At 74.5% G+C, this 21,988-nt stretch carries 19 protein-coding genes; 11 read left to right on the top strand and 8 right to left on the bottom strand.

Annotation, left to right across the window (positions count from 1 at the left end; translation table 11 throughout):
- The first annotated feature begins 273 nt into the window (after nt 1–273).
- The 4 genes from ASF82_RS09925 (at nt 274) to ASF82_RS15555 (ending at nt 4,368) form a co-directional block, all read left to right on the top strand.
- Nucleotides 274–1,689 carry a UDP-glucose/GDP-mannose dehydrogenase family protein gene (locus tag ASF82_RS09925; RefSeq protein WP_255354163.1) on the top strand — a complete coding sequence of 472 codons (1,416 nt, stop codon included), beginning with the start codon at nt 274–276 and terminating at the stop codon, nt 1,687–1,689.
- A gap of 194 nt (nt 1,690–1,883) precedes the next feature.
- A complete protein-coding gene (locus ASF82_RS09920) occupies nt 1,884–2,756 on the top strand; it encodes a patatin-like phospholipase family protein (protein WP_056056641.1) in 873 nt (290 codons plus the stop codon).
- Between the two features lie 81 nt (nt 2,757–2,837).
- Complete coding sequence (locus tag ASF82_RS09915) at nt 2,838–4,136, top strand: hypothetical protein (protein WP_056056639.1); 1,299 nt, start codon at nt 2,838–2,840, stop codon at nt 4,134–4,136.
- Nucleotides 4,137–4,206: 70 nt separating this feature from the next.
- Nucleotides 4,207–4,368 (top strand): hypothetical protein, encoded by a 162-nt coding sequence (locus ASF82_RS15555; protein WP_156370064.1) that lies wholly within the window; start codon nt 4,207–4,209, stop codon nt 4,366–4,368.
- Nucleotides 4,369–4,548: 180 nt separating this feature from the next.
- On the opposite strand, the gene ASF82_RS09910 is transcribed toward ASF82_RS15555, so the two are convergent.
- Both ASF82_RS09910 and ASF82_RS15270 read right to left on the bottom strand, forming a co-directional pair.
- Nucleotides 4,549–5,757, bottom strand: coding sequence for a cysteine desulfurase-like protein (locus ASF82_RS09910; RefSeq protein WP_056056637.1), 1,209 nt, complete (start codon nt 5,755–5,757; stop codon nt 4,549–4,551).
- A gap of 118 nt (nt 5,758–5,875) precedes the next feature.
- Nucleotides 5,876–6,868: a bifunctional methionine sulfoxide reductase B/A protein gene (locus tag ASF82_RS15270; RefSeq protein WP_082514541.1), complete on the bottom strand. Its 993-nt coding sequence runs from the start codon at nt 6,866–6,868 to the stop codon at nt 5,876–5,878.
- A 111-nt stretch (nt 6,869–6,979) separates the two neighbouring features.
- Here ASF82_RS15270 and ASF82_RS09900 point away from each other — a divergent pair, with 111 nt between their 5' ends.
- On the top strand, nt 6,980–8,605 hold the full coding sequence (locus ASF82_RS09900) for an ABC-F family ATP-binding cassette domain-containing protein (RefSeq protein WP_056056635.1): 1,626 nt from the start codon (nt 6,980–6,982) through the stop codon (nt 8,603–8,605).
- 63 nt (nt 8,606–8,668) lie between these two features.
- Here ASF82_RS09900 and ASF82_RS09895 read toward each other — a convergent pair whose 3' ends face one another.
- The 3 genes from ASF82_RS09895 to ASF82_RS09885 all read right to left on the bottom strand — a co-directional run bounded on the left by ASF82_RS09895 (nt 8,669) and on the right by ASF82_RS09885 (nt 10,946).
- Nucleotides 8,669–8,941, bottom strand: coding sequence for a hypothetical protein (locus ASF82_RS09895; protein ID WP_156370062.1), 273 nt, complete (start codon nt 8,939–8,941; stop codon nt 8,669–8,671).
- 122 nt (nt 8,942–9,063) lie between these two features.
- Entirely contained in the window at nt 9,064–9,927 is an 864-nt protein-coding gene (locus ASF82_RS09890; protein WP_056056631.1) for a siderophore-interacting protein, read from the bottom strand.
- Nucleotides 9,928–9,941: 14 nt separating this feature from the next.
- Complete coding sequence (locus tag ASF82_RS09885) at nt 9,942–10,946, bottom strand: iron-siderophore ABC transporter substrate-binding protein (RefSeq protein WP_056056629.1); 1,005 nt, start codon at nt 10,944–10,946, stop codon at nt 9,942–9,944.
- 139 nt (nt 10,947–11,085) lie between these two features.
- Between ASF82_RS09885 and ASF82_RS09880 the strand changes: the two genes are divergently transcribed.
- From ASF82_RS09880 to ASF82_RS09865, 4 genes are all read left to right on the top strand, one after another.
- Complete coding sequence (locus tag ASF82_RS09880) at nt 11,086–12,159, top strand: iron ABC transporter permease (protein ID WP_082514540.1); 1,074 nt, start codon at nt 11,086–11,088, stop codon at nt 12,157–12,159.
- Entirely contained in the window at nt 12,156–13,223 is a 1,068-nt protein-coding gene (locus ASF82_RS09875) for an iron chelate uptake ABC transporter family permease subunit (protein ID WP_082514539.1), read from the top strand. Before ASF82_RS09880 ends, ASF82_RS09875 begins: the two co-directional genes overlap by 4 nt.
- The gene (locus ASF82_RS09870; RefSeq protein WP_056056627.1) at nt 13,220–14,050 is read left to right on the top strand and encodes an ABC transporter ATP-binding protein; all 831 of its coding nucleotides are present in this window, start codon (nt 13,220–13,222) and stop codon (nt 14,048–14,050) included. The genes ASF82_RS09875 and ASF82_RS09870 overlap by 4 nt, the downstream gene beginning before the upstream one ends.
- 106 nt (nt 14,051–14,156) lie before the next feature.
- A complete protein-coding gene (locus tag ASF82_RS09865; RefSeq protein ID WP_056056625.1) occupies nt 14,157–14,837 on the top strand; it encodes an SDR family oxidoreductase in 681 nt (226 codons plus the stop codon).
- A 31-nt stretch (nt 14,838–14,868) separates the two neighbouring features.
- Here the strand turns inward: ASF82_RS09865 and ASF82_RS09860 are convergent, their stop codons facing one another.
- The 3 genes from ASF82_RS09860 to ASF82_RS09850 all read right to left on the bottom strand — a co-directional run bounded on the left by ASF82_RS09860 (nt 14,869) and on the right by ASF82_RS09850 (nt 19,372).
- A complete protein-coding gene (locus ASF82_RS09860; RefSeq protein WP_056056623.1) occupies nt 14,869–15,363 on the bottom strand; it encodes a MarR family winged helix-turn-helix transcriptional regulator in 495 nt (164 codons plus the stop codon).
- Nucleotides 15,364–15,535: 172 nt separating this feature from the next.
- On the bottom strand, nt 15,536–17,182 hold the full coding sequence (locus tag ASF82_RS09855) for a glycosyl hydrolase 53 family protein (RefSeq protein ID WP_056056621.1): 1,647 nt from the start codon (nt 17,180–17,182) through the stop codon (nt 15,536–15,538).
- A gap of 138 nt (nt 17,183–17,320) precedes the next feature.
- The gene (locus ASF82_RS09850) at nt 17,321–19,372 is read right to left on the bottom strand and encodes a beta-galactosidase (protein WP_056056619.1); all 2,052 of its coding nucleotides are present in this window, start codon (nt 19,370–19,372) and stop codon (nt 17,321–17,323) included.
- Between the two features lie 204 nt (nt 19,373–19,576).
- Between ASF82_RS09850 and ASF82_RS09845 the strand changes: the two genes are divergently transcribed.
- Together ASF82_RS09845 and ASF82_RS09840 are read left to right on the top strand one after the other, a co-directional pair.
- Entirely contained in the window at nt 19,577–20,884 is a 1,308-nt protein-coding gene (locus ASF82_RS09845) for an ABC transporter substrate-binding protein (RefSeq protein WP_056056617.1), read from the top strand.
- A gap of 79 nt (nt 20,885–20,963) precedes the next feature.
- Nucleotides 20,964–21,917 carry a carbohydrate ABC transporter permease gene (locus ASF82_RS09840; protein ID WP_056056614.1) on the top strand — a complete coding sequence of 318 codons (954 nt, stop codon included), beginning with the start codon at nt 20,964–20,966 and terminating at the stop codon, nt 21,915–21,917.
- The last annotated feature ends 71 nt before the right edge of the window (nt 21,918–21,988 follow it).

Here is a 21,988-nt window from a genome sequence, read left to right as displayed (position 1 = left end):
CCCGCCCCCACGGGCCACCGACCGCACCACCCGATCACCCGCACCGCCTGATCACCCGCACCACGGATCACCCGCACCGCCCGATCACCCGCACCACGGATCACCGTGCTCCACCCGCACCGCACCTGCGATGCGCCCCCGCTGCGCCCGAAACGCAGCACCGCGCCCCGCCGGGCGCCCTGAACGCCCGGCGACGGCGTCCTCCTGTGACCCTGCCGGGCACCTGAACCGCTCGGCACCGTCCGCTCACCCACACCCGCCTGGAGGCACCCCTTGTCCGACCCGATCACCCGCTCCGCCCCGCTGCCCATCGTCGAGAAGCCCCGCCTGACCGTCGTCGGCACCGGCTACCTCGGCGCCACCCACGCCATCTGCATGGCCGTCCTCGGCTACGAGGTCATGGGCGTCGACGTCGACGTCGCCAAGGTCGAGGCCCTCGCCGCCGGCACCGTGCCGTTCTACGAGCCCGGCCTGCCCGAGAAGCTCCGCGAGGCGCTCGACAGCGGCCGCCTCACCTTCACGACCGACTTCGACGCCGCCGCCGAGTTCGGCGACGTGCACTTCATCTGCGTCGGCACCCCGCAGACGCCCGGCTCGATGGCCGCCGACATGCGCTACGTCGACTCGGCCTTCGGCGAGCTCGCCAAGCGGATCACCCGCAAGGCGCTCCTCGTCGGCAAGTCGACCGTGCCGATCGGCACCGCGAGCCGCCTCACCGAGCTCGTCCAGTCGCTCTCGCCGCTGGGGGCCGAGCTCGAGCTCGCCTGGAACCCCGAGTTCCTCCGCGAGGGCTTCGCCGTGCAGGACACCATGCACCCCGACCGCCTCGTCTTCGGCGTGCAGTCGGAGTGGGCCGAGCGCCAGCTCTCCGCGGCGTTCGCGCCCGTGCTCGAGGAGGGCACGCCCCTGGTCGTCGCCGACCTCGCGACCTCCGAGCTCGTCAAGGTCGCCGCGAACTCGTTCCTCGCCACGAAGATCTCGTTCATCAACGCGATGGCCGAGGTCTGCGAGACCACGGGCGCCGACGTCAACCTGCTCGCGCAGTCGCTCTCGTACGACTCCCGCATCGGCGGCCGCTTCCTCAAGCCGGGCCTCGGCTTCGGCGGCGGCTGCCTGCCGAAGGACATCCGCGCCTTCGCGCACCGCGCCGACGAGCTCGGCGTGGGCCAGGCGGTCTCCTTCCTCAAGGAGGTCGACAGCATCAACAACCGTCGCCGCGTGCGCACGGTCGACCTCATCCGCGAGATGGTCGGCGGCGACCTCGCCGGCAAGCGCATCGCCTGCCTCGGCGCCGCGTTCAAGCCCAACTCGGACGACGTCCGCGACGCCCCCGCGCTCGACGTGGCGCGCATGCTCTACCTCGAGGGGGCGACCGTCACGGTCTACGACCCCGAGGCGAACGAGAACGCGCACCGCCTCTACCCGGACCTCACCTACGCGTCGAGCATGATGGCCTGCGTCGTCGACGCCGACGCCGTCGCCCTGCTCACCGAGTGGCAGGTCTTCCGCGACGCCGACCCCGACGACCTGGCGCAGCTCGTGCGCCACCGACGCGTCGTCGACGGGCGCCACGCCCTCGACGCCGACGACTACCGTGCGAAGGGCTGGGAGTTCCGGGCGCTGGGTCGCCCGGCGCAGTCCCGCACGGTCGCCCTCGCCTCCGACCTGCGGGACGAGGTGACGGTCTGACGGCCCTTCGGGGGGTTCGTCAGCAGCGCCCCGCAGGGCGCTGACAGGCCCGGAGGGGGTCGGGCCTCGGGTGGCCCGGCCCCCTCCGGTGCACCCGGGGCCGTCTCGGGGCCGCCCGGTCGCTTTCGCTGGGAGCGCTCCTCGGCCGGGGGTCGTAGCGTGACGGCGACCCCGTCATCGTCTGGAGGAGCCCCGTGACCGACACCGCACCCTCGACCCCCCGCACCGCCCTCGTCCTCGGCGGCGGCGGCATCACCGGCATCGCGTGGGAGGTCGGCGTGCTCGCCCGCCTGCTCGAGGCCGGCGTGCCCCTCGCCGGAGCCGACCTCGTCGTCGGCACGTCCGCCGGCTCGGTCGTCGGCACGACGCTCCGCCTGGGCGGCGTCGCCGACGCCTACCGCGAGCAGCTGCTGCCGGCCGGCGCGACCCCCGAGGCCGCCCTCGACGGCGGCGACTTCCTGGACCGCGTCGGCCAGGCCGTGGCCGGCGCCGCCAGCCCCGAGGAGGCGCGGGCCCGCCTGGGCGCGCTCGCCCGGCAGGTGCCCGTCACCGGCGACGAGCCCGAGCTGGTGACGACCATGCGCGAGCGGCTCGGTGCCGACACCCCGTGGCCCGCGGGCGACCTGGCGGTCTGCACCGTCGACGCGACCGACGGCGAGTTCCGGGTGCTGACCCGCGACTCCGGCGTCCCCCTGCACGTGGCCGTCGCGGCCAGCTGCTCGGTGCCGCTCGTCTGGCCGACCGTCGAGGTCGACGGCCGGCCGACGATGGACGGCGGCGTGCGCTCCGGCACCAACGCCGACGTCGCCGACGCCGCCGAACGCGTTCTCGTGCTGTCGTGCGGGCCCGAGCTGGCGCAGTCGCCGCTCGGGCCGACCCTGCCGGGCGTCGTCGCGGCGCGGCAGGCGGCCGGTCGCGAGGTCATGGTGATCCAGGCCGACGACGCGGCGCTCGCGGCGTTCGGCGCGAACTCCCTCTCGGGCGCGACCCGCGGCCCCGCGGCCGAGGCCGGGCGGCGCCAGGCGGACGAGGTGCTCGATGCCGTGCGGGAGTTCTGGCGAGGCTGAGCCTGACGCTCCACCGGGAGGGGGACGCCCGTCCTCCTCCCGGGCGACGAGGGGCGGCCCGCGTCTTCCTAGGCTGAGGTGATGCCGCTGCCCCGCCTTCGTCGTGCTCGCCGCGCCCTCGCCGGGGTCGTCGGCCTGGCCCTCGTCGCAGCCTCGCTGAGCGCCTGCTCGCTGCTGCTCGTGCCGCCGCCGGAGGGCTCGGAGGAGTCACTCGCGGCCCTCGCCGACCGTCTCCGAGTAGTCGACGGCGTCGCCGGCGTCGAGACCGACCTCTCGCAGGTCGACGCCAAGGACGACCCCCACCACTGGATCGCCCGGGTCGCCGTGACGGCCGACGGGCCGGACATCGACCTCGTCGACGATCTCGACGACGCCGCGTTCGGGGGCGTGACGCGGGCGGCCCTCCTGCTCGACCTGCACCTGCCCGCGGGCGAGGGCACCTCGGCCGCCACCCTCGACGTCCTGGACGCCGCCTCCGTCACCCTCGCCGACGGGCTCCGACGCGTGCCGGAGGTCGAGTCGGTCGTCGTCGACCGGTCCTCCGCCCAGGTCACGGTCGCCGCCTCCGCGAGCCTCCGCGCCACGGTCGACGCGGTGCGGCCGCTGGTGGACGGGCTGCGCACCAGCCTGACCCGCGGTTCCGCGTACCTGGGGGTGGGGCGGACGAGCCCGGGGCCGGCTCTGCTCGACCGTCTCGACGCCCAGCTGGCGGCGGGTCGTCTCACGTCGCTGAGCCTCTCCGTCGCCGACCCCGTGGCCGGGCCCGTCGGCCCGACGCTCTGGGTCGAGACCCGTGAGGTCGTGTCGATCGCCGACGAGCTCGCCGCGACCACCGACGAGGAGGCCGACGCCGGCACCCGCGACCGCACCGGCTTCACCGTCTCCCCACCGGACGTGGCCGGCGTCGACCGCGACGTGGACGGCTGGCTGGGCCTCCCGCTCGGGTCGCCTCCGCCGCCCACCGTCCCGCGGATCACGCCCGACGCCCCTCCCGCGCCGCTGACCGAGGCCGAGCTGCAGACCGTCGACCTGACGGAGGAGGAGGCGGCGGTGCGGGCGTTCCTGGACGCCTCGGTCGCGCTCACCGGCGTCGAGGCGGTCGTCGCCGTCGACGGCCGCGAGCAGTGCGAGGGCTCGCTGCGGGTCCGCGTGCGGGGCTGGGTCGTCGCGCCGGTGTTCCTCCACGTCGACGACGCCCAGGTTCCCTTCGACGCCGTCACGGCGAGCTGGACCGACCAGGGCCTGCGCCCAGTCGACCGGGCGCTCGGCCTCGACATCTGGGCGACGCAGGGGAGCGGGGCGTCGGGCGTCGCCGGCGCGACCATCCGCGGGACGGCGGAGGGTCTCAGCCTGTCGGCCACCTCGGCCTGCGGGTCCTGAGGGGCCGGTCGGCCTGGGCATCCGCCGCGGGTCCTTGCCGCGGCGCCCGCGCCTCCGTCAGGATCGGGGGGTGGAAACGTTCATCATCGCGCTCATCGTCCTGGGGGCCGCCGTCGTCACCCTGGGCATCCTCGTCCTGCTGCTCGGCTCGGCCGTGACCGCCGTCGTCGACAAGCGCCGCGCCGCCGCGGCCCCGACCCGTCGCCCGCCCGGGGGAGTCGCCTCGCGCTGACGGCCGTCTCGCGTCCCGCGTGTCGACTCTCGCCGCGCCGGCGAGTTCGACGCGGCCGGGCGTGCACGACGGCCCGTCGGTGTCGAACACGCCCGCCGGAGGGCCGGGGCACCCGCACTCCGTGCGGCCGGGGCACCGGCCCGCCGTGCGGCTCGGGCACCCACGGCCGCGCAGGCAGCGTCAGGCCGCGACGAACTCCTCGATGCCCGCTAGCAGCCGGTCGACGTCGCTGTCGTCCGTGTAGGCCGCGAGCCCGATCCGCAGCCCGGTGGTCTCATCGTCGAGGCCCATCGTGCGCCAGGCCTCGATCGCGTAGAAGTGGCCCGACGGCGCCAGCACGTCGCGCGTCGCGAGGTGCGCCGACAGCTCGCGCATGCGGCGCCCGGCGATCGTGACGTACAGGGTCGGCGTGCGCCGCGCCGCCCGCGAGTGCAGCGTCAGGCCGGGGACGGCGAGGAGGCGCGCCTCGAGCCGGGCGCGCAGCTCGCCCTCGTGCTCGTGGCAGGCCCGCATCGACGCCACGATCGCCTCGCGGCGGGTCGTCGCGTCGCCCGGGGCGATCCCGGCGAGGAAGTCGACGGCGGCCGTGGCCCCGGCCAGCTGCTCGTAGGGCAGGGTGCCGAACTCGAACCGCTCGGGCACCACGTCGGTCGACGCCAGGAGCTTCGCGGGCCGGAGGCCCTCCAGCAGCTCGGGGTCGGCGCCGAGCACGCCGCAGTGCGGGCCGTAGAACTTGTAGGGCGAGCAGACGACGAAGTCCGCGCCGAGGGCCTCGCGGTCGACGACCTCGTGCGCCGCGAAGTGCACGGCGTCGACCCAGACGAGCGCGCCCGCGGCGTGCGCGCGGTCGGCGATCGCCCGGACGGCGGGCTGCGTGCCGAGCAGGTTGGAGGCGGCGGTCAGGGCCACGACGCGGGTGCGGTCGGTGATGGCGACGGCGGCCGAGGCGTGGTCGAGCTCGCCGGTGGCGGGGTCGAACTCGATCCAGCGGACGGTCGCGCCGACGGCCTCGGCGGCCTGCACCCAGGGCCGGACGTTCGAGTCGTGGTCGAGCCGGCAGACGACGACCTCGTCGCCCGGGCCCCAGCCGGCTGACAGGTGGCGCGAGAAGTCGTAGGTGAGCTGCGTCGCGCTCCGGCCGTGGACGACGCCGCGGGCCGGCACGCCGAGCAGGTCGCCGTAGGCGGCACGGAAGGCCTGGACCGTGGCCTCGCTGTTGCGCTCGCCGAGGGTGCTCGTGCCGCGGATCGACGTGGGACCGGTCATGGCGCGGGCGATGGCCTCGCCGACGACGAGCGGGGTCTGGGTGCCCCCCGGGCCGTCGAAGTGGGCGATGCCCGAGCCGAGCGAGGGGAAGGCGGAGCGGAGGGCGGCGACGTCGAGGGGCATGCCCCCTGCTTACCAGGTGCGGCGGCGGTCGCCGCGCACGCGCACGGGAGGCGCGGTGCCGACATGACCGGCACCGCGCCTCCCGCAGACCTGCGGCTCCGCACCGCGGGGCCCGGGCTCAGCTCGCGCTGACGGCCTGCTCGCGCTTCGGCAGCACCCAGCCGGGTCGCACGAAGTGGCAGGTGTAGCCGTTGGGGAGCTTCTCGAGGTAGTCCTGGTGCTCCTCCTCGGCCTCCCAGAAGTCGCCGGCGGTGGTCACCTCGGTGACGACCTTGCCCGGCCACAGGCCCGACGCGTCGACGTCGGCGATGGTGTCGAGGGCTGTCTCGCGCTGCTCGTCGGAGGTGTAGAAGATCGCCGAGCGGTACGAGTCGCCGATGTCGTTGCCCTGGCGGTCCTTCGTCGACGGGTCATGGATCTGGAAGAAGAACTCGAGCACCTCGCGGTACGAGGTCACGCCCGGGTCGAACACGATCTCGACGGCCTCGGCGTGGCCGCCGTGGTTGCGGTACGTGGCGTTGGCGACGTGGCCGCCGGAGTAGCCGACGCGGGTCGAGACGATTCCCGGTCGGCGACGGAGCAGCTGCTGCGCGCCCCAGAAGCAGCCGCCCGCGAGGATCGCGGTCTCGGTCGTTCCGCTGGGGGCGGGGGTGGACTCAGGGGAGAAGAGCGTCATGTACGAACCGTATCCTTCGGTCTCGAGTGCGGTGAGGGGGACGAAGCGGAGGGCCGCCGAGTTGATGCAGTAGCGGAGGCCGCCCGTCGCGGTGGGGCCGTCGGGGAAGACGTGGCCGAGGTGGCTGCCGGCGCCCGCCGAGCTGACCTCGGTGCGGCGCGCGAAGAACATGCCCTCGCGGCGCTCGACGACGTTCTCGGCGTCGATCGGCCGGGTGAAGCTCGGCCAGCCGGTGCGGCTGTCGAACTTGTCGACGGAGGCGAAGAGCGGCTGGCCGCTGACCACGTCGACGTAGATGCCCGCCTCGTGGGAGTCCCAGAACTCGTTGCGGAACGCGGGCTCCGTGCCGCCGCCCTGGGTGACGCGGCGCTGCTCGGGCGTCAGGCGGGCGAGGGCGTCGGGGGTGGGTGCGTGGTCGTGGTCGTCGGTGGTCATGGTGCCTCCAGTTCGGAGCGGGGACGCACCCGGAGTGGTGCGCACGGCTCCGGGGGGTGCAACGCCCCGGCCCGGTCCAGTGTTCCGACGCAGGCTGCGAGACTGGTGGGCATGAGCCTCATCCGCCTGAACGACGTCACCGTGCGCTACGAGCAGCGGCCGGTGCTGCGCGAGGCCTTCTTCCGCCTCGAGCCCGGCGACCGCGTCGGCCTCATCGGGCGCAACGGCTCGGGCAAGTCGACCCTGCTGAAGCTCGCCCTCGACCAGGTGCAGCCCGACGAGGGCACGGTCACCGTCGACGACGGCCTGCGGCTCGGCTACTTCTCGCAGTTCAGCGAGCTCGACGGCACCGCCACCGTCACCGAGGTGCTCGAGGGGCTCTTCGACGACGTCCGCGCCATGGAGGCCGAGCTCGCCGAGATCGACGCCGCGATCGCGGTGGTCGCCGTCGACCCCGACCAGGGCGACGAGCTCACGCGCCTGATCGAGCGGCAGTCCGAGCTCTTCGCCGAGATGGACCGGCTCGACGGCTGGGAGTACCGCCGTCACGTCGACACCGCCCTCACCGTGCTCGGCTTCGACGCGGCGCACCGCACCAGCCCGATCGACGCGCTGAGCGGCGGCTGGCGCAACCGCGCGGCCCTCGCGAAGATCGTCCTCGAGGCGCCCGACGTGCTGCTGCTCGACGAGCCGACGAACTTCCTCGACGTGGCCGGCGTCGAGTGGCTCGAGCAGTGGTTCCGCGACTTCCGCGGCGCCGCGATCGTCGTCTCGCACGACCGGCAGTTCCTCGACGCGGTCGTCACCCGCATCGTCGAGGTCGAGAACTTCCACCTGCACGAGTACCCCGGCGCCTTCGCCGAGTACGTCGTGCAGAAGCAGTTCCGGCTGAAGACCCTCGAGCAGCAGTTCGCGCACGAGAACGAGCTGCTCGCCTTCGAGGCCGAGGGCATCAGCGACCGTCGCGAGGCCGTCAAGGCCGCGAAGGCGCAGAAGCAGGGAGGCGCGGGGGGCCTCACGAAGGACCTCGCCAAGATCAAGAAGCAGCGCACCCCGCGGCCCGTCGACCAGATCATCACCGAGATCTACGGCGGGCTGCACGTGAAGGACGTGCTCTGCCGCGTCGAGGGGCTCGGCAAGTCGTACGGCGAGAAGACGCTCTTCGACGATCTCGGCTTCGAGGTGCGCCGCGGGAACCGCATCGTCGTCGTGGGCTCGAACGGCAGCGGCAAGAGCACGCTGCTGCGGGTGCTCGAGGGCACCGAGGCGGCCGACCGCGGCCGCGTCGACTGGGCGGGCGGCGCGAAGGTCGTCTCGTACAACCAGGTGCTCGCCGAGCTCGACGACGCCGACACGGTGACGCACTCGGTCAACGCGATGCCCGACAGCCTGGCCCTGAAGGCCACCCGGAAGTCGGTCGCTCGCTTCCTGGCCATGTTCCAGTTCTCCGAGGCGGACCTCCAGCAGCGCATCGGCGCGCTCTCCGGCGGTCAGCGCGCCCGCGTGGCGATGGCGCAGTGCCTGCTCTCCGGCGCCTCCGTGCTGCTGCTCGACGAGCCGACGAACCACCTCGACATGGCCAGCACGCAGGTGATGGAGCGGGCCCTCGTGCACTTCCCCGGGGCGGTCGTCGTCGTCAGCCACGACCGGTTCTTCAGCGAGAAGGTCGCGAACCGGCGCATCGAGTTCGGCGCCGAGGGGGCCGAGCCGGGCGAGCTGCTGGTCGGCGCCGCGTAGGCCGACCGGGCACCTCGACCGCCGCGGACGTGCGTCGCCACGGCCGACGGCCGGGCCCAGTCGTCAGTCGCGGTCGTGCCAGCGCAGCAGCAGCGGCGCGGCGATCGTCGCCGGGCACGGCACCGTGCGCGACTCCCCGCTCGTCACCGTGAGCGTGATGCCCCAGAGCGGCCCCTCGCGGTCGACCCCGATGTCGGCGATGTCGCCGTTCTCGACGCGGTGCTCCTCCGGAGGCGCGGTGCTGTCGGCCGGGCGGGTGCGGTACAGGAAGAAGTCCTCGTGGAGGCAGACCTCGTGCCACTGGTCACGCACGACCCACCTGCTGCAGAACCTCACCGGGACAGGCTACCGGGGCGATCGAGGTGACCCGTCCGGGGCCCTCGTCGACGGCGAGGCCCCGAGACGCGTCGCCTCGATGTCCGGACGGCGGCGGCGGCGGCAGCGCGCCGCGCCGCCCGTCAGTCGGCGAAGATCGCGCCGACCGGCTCGCGCTTCTCGGCCTGGAAGGCGTCCTCGACGCGACCGAGCGCCCAGTAGGCGCTGATCGACAGCGACGCCCGATCGAGGCCCCAGCGGTCGTGGAGCACGACCCGCGCCTCCTTCACGGCCCCGCGCTCGCCGTGGGCGAAGACGGTGACCGGGCCGACCGGCGGCTCGAGGGCCCCGAGGGCGGCGAGGAGCGCGCTGCCGGGGGCGCCCTCGCCGCGGTGCAGCCAGCGCAGCTCGAGCCCGGCGGGCGGGGTCAGGGCGACCTCGTCGTCGGGGCCCGCGACCTCGACGAGCGCGAGGCCCCGGGCGTCGGGGCCCATCGCCTCGAGGGCCGACGCGACGGCGGGCACGGCGGAGTCGTCGGCGAGCAGCAAGTTCGGCACCGCGGGGTCGGAGGAGGGCGACCAGCCGCCGCCCGGGCTCGACATCTGCAGCCGGTCGCCGGGCCGGGCCGCGAGGGCCCACGGGCCGGCCACGCCCTCGTCGCCGTGCACGACGAAGTCGACGGCGATCGTGCGGGCGTCGTGGTCGACCGAGCGCACCGTGTACGTGCGGCGCACGGGCAGGTCGTCGGGGGCCAGCTCGCCGCGCAGCCGGTCGAGGTCGAACGGCGGCTGCAGCCCGAGCCCGGGCCGGGCGAGCAGCAGCTTGACGTAGCGGTCGCTCTCGGCGAGCTGCGCGGCGCCGGCCTCGACGAAGCCGTCGAAGGCGTCGCCGCCGAGGTGTACGCGCACGAGGTGCGGCGTCAGGCGCTCGGTGCGCTCGACGACGAAGACGTGCTGCGCGCGCACCGGGCGCGGGGAGCGGGCGGGGGAGGCGTCGGTCGGGCTCACGGGGTCGCTCCCGGTCAGCTCTTCGTCGCCGTCTCGAGCAGCGGCACGAGGGCGTCGAGGGCGTAGCTGCGGGACAGCGAGGTGCCGAGCGAGTACGCCGACGAGACGTCGCCGTCGATGACGACGTCGTGCCCGGCCTCGACCGCCGGCAGGGCCTGCCACTGCGGGTCGTCGGTGATCTGCGCGGTGTCGATGTAGATCGGGAAGGCGACGATCACGTCGGCGTCGATCACGTCGAGGTTCTCCGACGAGATGCTCACCGAGAAGCCGCCCGAGTTCGCGTCGAGGGTGGCGACCTCCGGGTTCTGCTCGAAGCCGAGCGACTCGAGCAGGCTGACGCGCTCCGAGCCCGCGACGTACGCGCCCCAGCCCTCGCTGGTCTTGGTGGCGGCCGTCACGGTGAGGCCCTTCCACTCGGGGTGCGCCTCGGCGGCGGCCTCCACCTCGGCCTCGCTCTGCGCGACGAGCTCGTCGCCCTTCGCGGACTGCCCGAGGGCCGTCGAGACGAGGTCCATCTGCTGCTCGAAGGTGGTCAGGTAGCTGTCGCCGCCCTCGGGCACGCCGATCGTCGGGGCGATGCCCGACAGACGGTCGTAGCGGTCCTGGTCGCCCGACGACTTCGTGTCGAGGATGAGGTCGGGCTGCAGCGCGGCGATCGCCTCGTAGGAGGGGTCGAGCGTGCCGATGATCTCCGGCGACTGGTCGTAGAGGCCCTGGGCCCACGGGCCCACGCCGTCGACGTCGTCGCCGAACGCCAGCCAGTCGGAGGCGCCGACCGGCTGCACGCCGAGCGCGAGCGCCGTCTCGGCGTCGCCCCAGCCGAGCGCGACGACGCGCTCGGGCTGCTGGTCGACGGTCACCTCGCCGAACTTGGTGTCGACGCTGACGGGGAAGGAGTCGGCGGCCGGGGCGGCGGAGGAGGTGGCGGTCGCGTCGTCGGAGGCGCTGCCGGCCGCGCAGCCGGTCAGGGCGACGGCGGCGGCGGCCAGGAGGGCGGCGAGCTTCAGGGGGGTGCGCATGGGGTCCTCGGAGTCGGGGGCGGGGCAGGGGAGACGGGGTGCGGTGCAGGGTGCGGGGGAGTCGCTCCGGCGGGCCCGCTGCGGTGGGGGCGCGACGCTCGGGGTCGAACTCAGGGAAGGCTAGCCTAAGCTCCTCAGCATGGCCATCAGCACCCGGCCCGGCGACGTCCGGGCGCCCCGGGTGGTGCGCCGCACCCGCACGCGGCTCGCCTGGCTGCTCGCCGGCCTGGGCCTGCTCGTCGTGGCCGTGCTGCTCAGCCTCGCGGTCGGGGCCCGTCCGGTTCCCCTCGACGTCGTCGTGCAGCTGCTCACGGGCTGGAGCCCGACCGGCTCGACGGCCGCCCCCGACGCGGGCGACGCGACCGCCGTCGTCGACCTGCGGCTGCCGCGCACGGTCGCGGCGATCGTCGCGGGCGCCGGGCTCGGGGTCGCGGGCGCCGTCGCGCAGGCGGTGACGCGGAACCCGCTGGCCGACCCGGGCCTCCTCGGGGTCACCTCCGGCAGCGCGTTCGCCGTCGCCCTCGCCGTCGGGTTCGCCGGGGTGACCGCGGCCGGCGGCTGGGTGTGGCCCTCCCTGCTGGGCGCCGCGGTCGCGACCGTCGCCGTCTCGCTGATCGGCGGCGCCGGCCGCTCGGGCGGCAGCCCCGCGCGCCTGACGCTGGCGGGCATCGCCTTCGGCGCCGTGCTGAGCGGCCTGACCTCGGCCATCGTGCTCGCCGACCCCCGGCGCTTCGACGCGGTCCGCGCCTGGGAGGTCGGCAGCCTCGCCGACCGCGGCTGGGCGCCGGTCGTGACCGTGGCGCCGTTCGTCGTCGCGGGCGTCGTCGTCGCCCTCGTCGCCGCCCGGCCCCTCGACGCGGTCGCCCTCGGCGACGACCACGCCTCGTCGGTCGGCGTCTCGGTGCCGCTGGTGCGCGTCGCCGCGCTCGTCGTCGTCACGCTGCTGGCCGGAGGCGCCACCGCCGTGGTCGGCCCGGTCGCCTTCCTGGGCCTCATGGTCGCGCACGCCGCCCGCGGCGTCGTCGGAGCGAGCCAGCCGTGGACGATCGGCCTCAGCGCCGTGCTCGGCCCCGTGCTGCTGCTGCTCGCCGACGTGCTCGGCCGCGTCGCCGCCCCGCCCGGCGAGCTCGCCGCGGGCCTCGTCACCGCCGCCCTCGGGGCGCCGGTGCTCGTGCTCGTGGCCCGTCGCCGCACGGCGGGAGGGGCGCGGTGACCGCGGGCACGGGCACGGGGCCCGGCACGGGGACGCCGACGCGCGGGGCGCCGCCCGCCCGCGCCCCGCGGCCGCGCTCGGCCCTCCGCCGGCATCGGGTCACGGCGACCGCCGCGATCGCCCTCGTCGCCCTCGTCGTCGGACTCGTCGCGCTCGGCCTCGGCGACTACCCGCTCAGCCCGCTCGAGGTGCTGCGCGCCCTCGGCGGCGCCGACGGCCCCGCCTCGACGATCGTGCTGGGCTGGCGGCTGCCGCGGGTCCTGGCCGCGCTCGTCTTCGGGGCCGCGCTGGGCGCCTCCGGAGCGGTCTTCCAGTCGTTGACGCGCAACCCGCTCGGCTCGCCCGACGTCATCGGCTTCTCGACCGGCGCCTACACCGGCGCGATCGTCGTGATCGTCTCGGGCGCGACCTCGACCGTCGGCACCGCCGCCGGGGCGCTCGTCGGCGGGCTCGGCACGGCCCTCGTGGTCTACCTGCTGGCCTGGCGCGGCGGCGTGCAGGGGCTGCGGCTCATCATCGTCGGCATCGGCGTCACCGCCGTGCTGCACTCGGTCAACAGCTGGCTGCTGCTGCGCGCCCAGGCCGAGGTCGCGCTGACGGCGTCGTTCTGGGGCGCCGGCACCCTCGCGCTCGTCAGCTGGTCGGAGCTCGTGCCCGCGGCGGCGCTGCTCACGCTGCTCGGCGTCGCGGTCGCCGTGCTCTCGCGACCGCTGCGCCAGCTCGAGCTCGGCGACGACGCCGCGCGCTCGCACGGCCTGCGCACCGAGCCGGCCCGCCTCGCGCTCGTCGTCGTCGGGGTCGCGCTGACCGCGGTCGTCACGGCGAGCACAGGGCCGATCGTGTTCGTCGCCCTCGCGGCGCCCCAGCTCGCCCGGCGCCTCGTGCGCTCGGCGGGCGTGCCGCTCGGCGCGGCGGCGCTCGCCGGGGCCCTGCTGCTGCTCGTCGCCGACGTCGTCGCCCAGCACGTCACCACCTCGCCCGTGCCCGTCGGCCTCGTCACCCTCGTGATCGGCGGCGCCTACCTCGTCTCGCTGCTCGTCGGAGAATCCCGGAGGTCGTCGTGACCACGCCCCAGCCGCCCGCCACGCCCGGGCAGCCCGGCACGCCTCGCCTGGCCGCCCGCGCCGCGCACCTCGCCTACGACCGGCGCACCGTGTCGCGGTCGATCGACGCGAGCGTCCGCGACGGCTCGTTCACCGTGATCGTCGGGCCGAACGCCTGCGGCAAGTCGACCCTCCTGCGGGCCTTCGCGCGCCTCCTGAAGCCCCGGTCGGGCAGCGTGCTGCTCGACGGCCGCGAGCTGGCCGGCGTGCCCGCGAAGGAGGCGGCGCGCACCGTGGGCCTGCTGCCCCAGTCGTCGACTGCCCCCGAGGGCATCACCGTCGGCGAGCTCGTCGCGCGCGGGCGCTACCCGCACCAGGGCCTCTTCCGCCAGTGGTCGGAGGCCGACCGCGAGGCCGTCGACGGCGCGCTCGCCGAGACCGACCTCGTCGACCTCGTCGACGTGCCGGTCGACGAGCTGTCGGGCGGGCAGCGGCAGCGCGTCTGGGTGGCGACCGCGCTGGCGCAGCAGACCTCGGTGCTGCTGCTCGACGAGCCGACGACCTTCCTCGACGTCGCCCACCAGTACGACCTGCTCGACCTGTTCGCCCGGCTGCACGAGCGGGGCACCACCGTGGTGGCGGTGCTGCACGACCTCGCCCAGGCGGCCCGGTACGCGACCGACTTGATCGTGATGCGCGACGGCGAGGTGGTCGCGACGGGCGCCCCGGCCGACGTGCTCACCGCCGAGCTCGTCGAGCGGGTCTTCGACCTGCCGTGCGTCGTCGTGCCCGACCCGGTCACCGGCACGCCCCTCGTCGTCCCGCGCCGACGTCGCCCCTCGGCGTGAACCGCGTTCCGTGCGATGAACCGCACTCCACTGCGGTTCACCGCACGGAACGCGGTTCATCGGCGGCCCGGCGGCGGGCCCAGCCGCCGCGGGTACGCTCCGCCGCATGACCGAACTGCGTGGTGCCGTCGTCCTGGTGACCGGAGCCTCGGGCGGGCTGGGCTCGCGCCTCGCCGCCCAGCTCACCGAGCGGGGGGCCGTCGTGGTGCGTGCCGGCCGAGCCGGCGGCAGCCTCCAGGGCCCGGGCGCCTACGTCGCCGACCTCCGCGAGCCGACCGGGGCGGCCTCGCTGGTCGCCGCGGCCCTCCAGGCCCACGGGCGCCTCGACGGCATCGTGGTCGCGGCCGGGGTCGTCGCCTTCGGGCCGGCCGACGCCGTCGCCGACGACACCCTCGCCGAGCTGGTCGACACGAACCTGCTCGCGCCGATCCGACTGCTGCGCGACGGCGCGGAGGCGCTGGCCGCGTCCGCCGCGGAGGGCCGCGAGCCGTTCGTGGTGACGATCAGCGGCATCGTGGCCGAGTCGCCGACCGCGGGCATGGCCGCGTACTCCGCGGCCAAGGCGGGCCTCGCCGCGTACGTGGGCGCCGCCTCCCGGGAGTTCCGGCGCCGCGGCGTCCGCCTGGTCGACGCGCGGCCGGGCCACACCGGCACCGCCCTCTCCGAGCACCCGATCGCGGGCAGCGCCCCGGCGTTCGGCCCGGCTCTCGACCCCGACGCGGTCGCGGCCCGCATCGTGCAGGCGATCGCCGACGGCGAGAAGGACCTGCCGAGCACGGCGTTCTGAGCGCCGCCCGGCAGGTCGCCGCGAGCGGGGCCTAGCTGGGGAACTCGGCGCCGAGCACCCGGAGGAGGTCGGCGAGCTGCGCCTGCTGGGCGCGGTCGAGCGAGCTGAGCGGCGACTCCTCCGCGGCGAGCAGGTCGAGCATGGCCGCGTCGACGCGCTCGATGCCGGCCGGGGTGATGCAGATGCGGGCGGCGCGGCCGTCGCGCGGGTCGGCCCGGCGCTCGACGAGCCGACGCTCGACCAGGCGGTCGAGGCGGTTCGTCATCGTGCCGCTCGTGACCATGGTCGCGGCGACCAGCTCCTTCGGGCTGAGCTCGAACGGCTCGCCCGCGCGGCGGAGCGTCGAGAGCACGTCGAACTCCCAGATCTCGAGGCCGGAGTGGCTGAACGCCTCGGAGCGCACGCGGTCGAGGCGCCGCGACACGCGCCGCAGCCGCGAGAAGACGTCGAGCGCCGCGAAGTCGATGTCGGGGCGCACGCGCGCCCACGCGTCGATGATCAGGTCGACTTCGTCGCTGGTGCTCACGGAGGCGTGTCCAATCCGGTCGGGGGTCCACCCACGATCATGCCCCCAGGAGGTGCGGGTCGCCTCCACGACGCCCCCGGCGGGGCCGAGCACGCGCTCGCCGGACAGGCAGGAGGCGCGGTGCCGACCGACCGGCACCGCGCCTCCCCGGGGCTCCGCCCGGCCCTGTGGCCTAGTCAGCCGCGTACTCGTCGAGCGCGGGTAGCGGGCGGCCGTCGTGGTCCCACATGGCCTGGTTCTCCCACGCGTTGCCGGAGGTCGGGTCGTCAGGGTCCCAGCCGGCGCCGTCGACGGCCGTCCAGGTGGGCTCCCACGCGACGACGCCGATGCCGCGGCCGCCCGGGGCGGCGGCCACGACGTCCTGCACGGCGCGGAAGTTCGCCGCCTGGCCCTCGGGGGTCGCCGGGTAGCCGGGGGTCAGCATCGAGGCCTGCGCGACGACGTTCTCCCACACGTGGTCGGGGTCGTCGGCGAGGGTCCACGGGTAGGAGGTCTCGACGATCAGCACGTCGCGGTCGTAGCGCTCCGACAGGGTGCTGACGGCGCCCTGCAGGTCGGCGAGGCTGCCGTGCCAGTACGAGTAGTACGAGAGGCCGATCAGGTCGAACGGCACCCCGCGCGCGCTGACCTCGTCGAACCACCAGGTGAGGCCGTCGACGCCGGCGTTGATGTTGGTCAGGTGCAGCACGACCTTCGTCTCGGGCGACACCTCGCGGACGGCCGTGGCCCCCGCGGTGAGGAAGCTCGCGAGGTTCTCCCACTGGGCGCCCGTCACGCCGTCGGTCGGGTCGACGTCCCAGGTCTGGCCGAGCGGCCAGACCATGCCGGGGTTGATCTCGTTGCCGACCTGGACGGCGTCGGCGGTGATGCCCTCGGCGGCCAGCGCGTCGAGCACCGCCCGGGTGTGGTCGTGGATCGCCTGGGCGACCTGCGGGGCCGTGAAGCCCTGCCACGCCCTCGGCATCGTCTGCGCGCCCGGGTCCGTCCAGCGGTCGGAGTAGTGGAAGTCGACGAGCAGCTGCATGCCGGCCGCGTCGATCCGCTTCGCGCTCGCCACGACGTCGTCGAGGTCGTTGTAGCCGTCGCTCGGGTCGACCCAGACCTTGAGGCGGCCCATCGTCGCGCCGTGGTCGGCGAGCTGCTGGATCGCGTCGGTCGGCTGACCGGCCGCGTCGAGGTACACCGCCCCCTCGTCCTCGTTGCGCAGCAGGCCCGACACGTCGGCCCCGCGCACGTCGCGGGTGACGCGGCCGGGCGTGAACTGCACGTCGTCGATGCTCGCCCAGGCGCCCGCGGCGCCCGTCGTGCGGAAGGTCAGCGTGCACTGGCTGTGCGAGACCTCTGCCGAGACCGCGAGGCGCACCCAGCCGTCGTCCGCCTCGGTCGAGGGCACCGCGGTCGACGCCGCGACGGCCCGGCTCGACCCCTGCCCGCAGCCGGCGAGCTCGAGCGCGCTCGCGTCGAGCCCGCCGCCGCTCTTCACCCAGGCGCTGAACGTCCACCAGCCCGGCGTGACCTTCTTGACCTTCTGCGTGGTGACCGCCTCGCCGGCGGCGGGCAGCCAGTGCGTCAGGCGCGTGGGGGAGTCGTGCCCGCCCGCCTCGAGCGACGTCGTGCCCGAGCCCTTGCTGACCCAGCCGGAGGCGCCCTGCTCGAAGCCGGGGTCGCTCACGACCGCCGTCGGCGACGCGGCCAGGGCCTCGCTCGTCGGCAGGAGGCCGCCGCCGAGGGCGACGACCGCGACGGCGACGCCGCCGGTGAGGGCGAGCCGCGCCCTCCGTCGGCCGCCGGGGGCGGGGTGGGGTGCGGGTCGAGCCATGGTCGTCCTCCTTGACGATCTGCGGGCGGTGCGGTGGCGGTGCGGCGGTGCTGGCGGTGCTGGCGGTGCGGCGGCGGTGCTGGTGGTGCGGTCAGGGGGCCCGGGCCGCGCCCGGTGGGCGGCGACCCGGGCCGGGCGTCAGCGCCGGTCGCTGCGGACCACGGCGACGCCGCCGGCGGCGATCGTCACCATCCCGTCGACGGCGTCGCCGGTGAGCAGCTCGGTGCCGGTCGGGGCGACGACGGCGACCTCGGCGTCGGTGTGGTTCAGCCAGAAGGTGAACAGCGCGTCGTCCGAGCGGCGCTCGACGACCTCGACGCCCGCGACGCGGCCCTCGCGCTCGGCGACGCCGGCGTCGGCCAGCACCTGCTGCACGAGACGCTCGAGGTCGCCGCCCTCGACGCGGGTCGAGACGTACCAGGCCGAGCCCTCGCCGAGGGCGTTGCGGGTCACGGCGGCGCCGCCGGCCGCGGGGCCGGTCGTGTAGCTCGCGACGGCGGTCGCGCCCTCGAGCACGACGTCGTCCGACCAGCCGGCGCCCGTCGAGCCGTCGTCGAGCGAGACGAGCTCGTCGGCGTGCAGGGGCAGGAACTCGGGCACCGAGAGGCCGAGCACCTCGCGGAGCGCGCCGGGGGCGCCGCCCTCGTGCACCGCGTCGTTCTCGTCGACCACGCCGGAGAAGTACGACGCCAGGAAGGTGCCGCCGTCACGGACGAAGCCGGTCAGGTTCTCCGTCGAGCGGTCGTCGACCAGGTAGAGCGACGGGGCGAGCACGAGGTCGTAGCCCGACAGGTCGTCGTGCGGGTGGCGGAAGTCGACGGTGACGCCGAGCTGCCAGAGCGCCGTGTAGTACGCGACGACGCGCTCGCGGTGGTCGAGCTCGACGGAGGGGCGCCACTCGAGGTCGTGGGCCCAGAACGACTCGATGTCCCAGAGGATCGCGACCCGCGCCTCCACCCGGCTGTCGCGGATGCTCGCCAGCTTGCCGAGGTCGCCGCCGAGGCGGACGACCTCCTGCCAGACGCGGCTCGAGGCGCCCGCGTGGGGGAGCATCGCCGAGTGGAACTTCTCCGCGCCGTAGCGGGAGGCGCGGAACTGGAAGAACATCACGGCGTCGGCCCCGCGGCCCAGGTGCGACAGGCTGTTGCGGGCCAGCTCGCCCGGGCGCTTGGCGATGTTCCGGGGCTGCCAGTTCACGGCGGAGGTGGAGTGCTCCATGAGCATCCACGGCCGGCCCTGCGCGAAGCTGCGGGTGAGGTCGGCGTCGAGCGCGAGTAGCACGTGGTTGTCGGGGCGCTCGGCGACGAGGTAGTGGTCGTTCGCCACGACGTCGACCTCGCGGGCCCAGGCCCAGTAGTCGATCGACGGGCAGTTGCTCGACATGAAGTTGGTCGTGACGGGGCGGCCCGGCGAGTGCGCCTTGATCACGTCGCGCTCGGCGACGTAGAGCGAGAGCAGGGCGTCGGAGGTGAAGCGGGCGAAGTCGAGGCGCTGCGTCTGGTTGACGACGGTGGCCGAGACGCGCGGGGCGTCGATGTGCTCCCACTCGCCGTAGACCTGGCCCCAGAAGAGCGTGCCCCAGGCCGCGTTGAGGGCGTCGAGGGTGCCGTAGCGCGCCTGCAGCCACCGACGGAAGGCGACGACCGAGTGCGGGCCGTAGTCCTCGCTGATCGGGGCGCCGTACTCGTTGTGGACGTGCCACATGACGACGGCCGGGTGCTGGCCGTAGCGCTTCGCGAGCTGCTCGGTGATCGCCGTGGCCGCGCGGCGGTACTCGGGCGAGCTCGGGCTGACCATGCCGCGCGAGCCGCGGCCGAGGACGGTGCCCTCGCGGGTGACGGGGTGCGACTCGGGGTAGGCGGCCCAGAACCAGGCCGGCGGCACCGTCGTGGGCGTGGCGAGGTCGACGTCGATGCCCGCCTCGTGCAGCAGGCCGATGATGTCGTCGAGGAAGGTGAAGTCGTACTCGCCCTCGCGGGGCTCGAGCAGCGCCCACGAGAAGATGCCGACGCTGACCAGGTTGACGCCCGACTGCTCCATGAGCGCGATGTCCTCGAGCCAGGTCTCGCGGGGCCACTGCTCCGGGTTGTAGTCGCCGCCGTAGCGGATCTCCGCACGGCCGGGGACGCGCGAGGCGCCGGTCTGCTCACCGGGCTGCGCGGCGGGCGGGGTCTCGAGCTCGAGTGACATGCGGTGATCTCCTTTGACTGTGTGCGCTCCCAGTTCTAGCACACGGTCACCCCGCCGAAATAGTGCGTCATCCGCATCTGACGCACAGTTGACAAGCCATTTCGGCTGTGCATAACTGTAACCGCTCACAGGCACAGCGACGTGGTTCTCCGAAGCACGGCTGCGCCGCCCCACCCCAGCTCTTGCTTTCCTCAAGGAGGACGAATGCGCAGCTCATCCCGCCGTCTCGGCGTCGCCACCCTCGCCACGGCCGCACTTCTGCTCACCGCCGGCTGCTCCGCCTCCGGCGGGGACTCCGCCGACGGCGGCCCCGTCGAGCTCACCTACTGGGCCTGGGCCCCGAACCTCGACAAGGTCGTCGACATCTGGAACGACCAGAACCCCGACATCCAGGTCACGGTCAACAAGCAGGACGGCGGCGACCCCGCCATCACCAAGCTGCTCACGGCCATCAAGGCCGGCAGCGGCGCGCCCGACCTCATCCAGGCCGAGTACCAGAAGATCCCGACGCTCGTCGCTTCCGACGCGCTCGCCGACATCAGCGAGCAGGGCGCCGGCGACCTCGAGGGCGACTTCTCGGCCGGCACCTGGTCGTCGGTCACCCTCGGCGGCGACGGCGTCTACGCCATCCCGCAGGACTCCGGCCCGATGATGGCGTACTACCGCGAGGACGTCCTCGCGCAGTACGGCCTCTCCGTGCCGACCACGTGGGACGAGTACGCGCAGGTCGCCGAGGCGCTGCACGCGGCCGACCCGACCAAGTACCTCGGCACCTTCTCGGCGAACGACGCCGGCTGGTTCGCCGGCCTCGCCCAGCAGGCGGGCGCCTCCTGGTGGTCCAACGACGGCGAGAGCTGGAGCGTCGACATCGCGGAGGACCCGACCGAGAAGGTCGCGTCGTACTGGGGCGGCCTCGTCGAGAGCGGCGCGATCGACAACGCGCCGATGTACACGCCCGAGTGGAACGCCGGCCTCAACGACGGCTCGCAGGTCGGCTGGATCAGCTCGGTCTGGGCCCCCGGCGTGCTGAGCGGCAACGCTCCCGACACGGCCGGCAAGTGGACGGCCGCGCCCGTGCCGCAGTGGGACGCCTCGGAGCCGACCGACGGCAACTGGGGCGGCTCGACCACGGCCGTCACGACCCAGTCGACCAAGAAGGAGGCGGCGGTCGAGTTCGCGACGTGGCTGAACACCGACCCCGAGGCCGTCGCCGCGCTCGCCGACATCTCCGGCGTCTACCCGGCCGCCACCGACGCGGCGTCCGACGCGCTGACGACCCCACCGGAGTTCTTCAGCCAGCAGGCCGACTTCTACGACATCGCCGCGGCGTCCTCCGACGCGGTGCAGCCCTTCACCTACGGGCCGAACGTCAACGTCGCCTTCAGCGCCTACAACGACGAGTTCGCGAAGGCCGCCGACGCCCGGACGCAGTCCGCGTTCGAGGACGCCGTCGACGCCATGCAGGAGATCACGCTCGACGACCTGACCAAGAGCGGCTTCTCGGTCAAGTAGCCGACCACCCGGGAGGGGCGGCCCCGGCCGCCCCTCCCGCCCCGCACCCGCACCGCCCCCACGAGGAACCAGGACCGGCATGGCCGACACGCTCACCCCCACCCGACCGGCGACCGGTCGACGACCCGGCAGCGTCCGCAGCCGGGTGATCACGCCCTACGCGATGCTCGCCCCCGGCATCGTGCTGTTCGTCCTCTTCATGGCCGCGCCGATCGTCTACACGGTCTTCCTCAGCTTCCAGAAGAAGCAGGTCATCGGGCTCGGCCTCGGCTCGGGCGGCCAGACCACGGCCTTCGCCGGCCTCGAGAACTACGTCGGCACGCTGACCGACCCCGAGTTCGGCGCCAGCGTCGGGCGCGTGCTGCTCTACGGCGTCGTGCTCATCCCGTGCATGCTCGGCCTCGCGCTGCTCTTCGCCCTGCTGCTCGACTCGCGCCGCACCCGCGCGGTGACCTTCTCGCGCGTCTCGATCTTCCTGCCCTACGCCGTGCCCGCCGTGATCAGCTCGCTGCTCTGGGGGTTCCTGTACCTGCCCGCGGTGAGCCCGTTCTACTGGGTGTTCGACCGCCTCGGCTGGGACGTCGACAGCGTGCTCGGCTCCGGCACCGTCCTGTTCGCGATCGCCAACATCGCCCTCTGGGGCGGCGTCGGCTTCAACATGATCGTCATCTACACGTCGCTGCGGGCCGTGCCGAGCGACGTCTACGAGGCCGCCCGCCTCGACGGCGCGAGCGAGGTCCAGATCGCCCTGCGCATCAAGATCCCGATGGTCGCCCCGGCGCTCGTCATGACGGGCCTGTTCTCGATGGTCGCGACGCTGCAGGTCTTCGCCGAGCCGACCACCCTCCGCCCGCTGACGAACAGCCTCTCGACCAGCTGGTCGCCGCTGATGCTCGTCTACCGCGACGCGTTCACCCGCGACGACATCTACTCCGCGGCGGCGACCTCGGTCGTCATCGCCCTCGCCACCTTCATCGTCTCCTTCTTCTTCCTCCGGGTCGTGCAGAAGCGAGCCTTCGGCCAGGAGGACTGACCATGACCACCCTCGACACCGCCCCCGAGGCCGCGGCCTCCCCGGCCGACCCGACCCGCGCCTCCGGCTCT

Source organism: Frigoribacterium sp. Leaf164 (genome assembly GCF_001423665.1).
Taxonomy (GTDB): Bacteria; Actinomycetota; Actinomycetes; order Actinomycetales; family Microbacteriaceae; genus Frigoribacterium; species Frigoribacterium endophyticum.
Note: the sequence above shows the minus strand (reverse complement) of the source record. Positions and strands in the feature narration are given on the sequence as shown.

What these genes read in the sequence shown, in the direction of transcription:
- ASF82_RS09840 (WP_056056614.1), top strand. Translation starts at nt 20,964, where the DNA reads ATGGCCGACACGCTCACCCCCACCCGACCGGCGACCGGTCGACGACCC.
- ASF82_RS09865 (WP_056056625.1), top strand. Translation starts at nt 14,157, where the DNA reads ATGACCGAACTGCGTGGTGCCGTCGTCCTGGTGACCGGAGCCTCGGGC.
- ASF82_RS09910 (WP_056056637.1), bottom strand. Translation starts at nt 5,757, where the DNA reads ATGCCCCTCGACGTCGCCGCCCTCCGCTCCGCCTTCCCCTCGCTCGGC.
- ASF82_RS09855 (WP_056056621.1), bottom strand. Translation starts at nt 17,182, where the DNA reads ATGGCTCGACCCGCACCCCACCCCGCCCCCGGCGGCCGACGGAGGGCG.
- ASF82_RS09850 (WP_056056619.1), bottom strand. Translation starts at nt 19,372, where the DNA reads ATGTCACTCGAGCTCGAGACCCCGCCCGCCGCGCAGCCCGGTGAGCAG.
- ASF82_RS09900 (WP_056056635.1), top strand. Translation starts at nt 6,980, where the DNA reads ATGAGCCTCATCCGCCTGAACGACGTCACCGTGCGCTACGAGCAGCGG.
- ASF82_RS09880 (WP_082514540.1), top strand. Translation starts at nt 11,086, where the DNA reads ATGGCCATCAGCACCCGGCCCGGCGACGTCCGGGCGCCCCGGGTGGTG.
- ASF82_RS09885 (WP_056056629.1), bottom strand. Translation starts at nt 10,946, where the DNA reads ATGCGCACCCCCCTGAAGCTCGCCGCCCTCCTGGCCGCCGCCGCCGTC.
- ASF82_RS15270 (WP_082514541.1), bottom strand. Translation starts at nt 6,868, where the DNA reads ATGACCACCGACGACCACGACCACGCACCCACCCCCGACGCCCTCGCC.
- ASF82_RS09915 (WP_056056639.1), top strand. Translation starts at nt 2,838, where the DNA reads ATGCCGCTGCCCCGCCTTCGTCGTGCTCGCCGCGCCCTCGCCGGGGTC.
- ASF82_RS09845 (WP_056056617.1), top strand. Translation starts at nt 19,577, where the DNA reads ATGCGCAGCTCATCCCGCCGTCTCGGCGTCGCCACCCTCGCCACGGCC.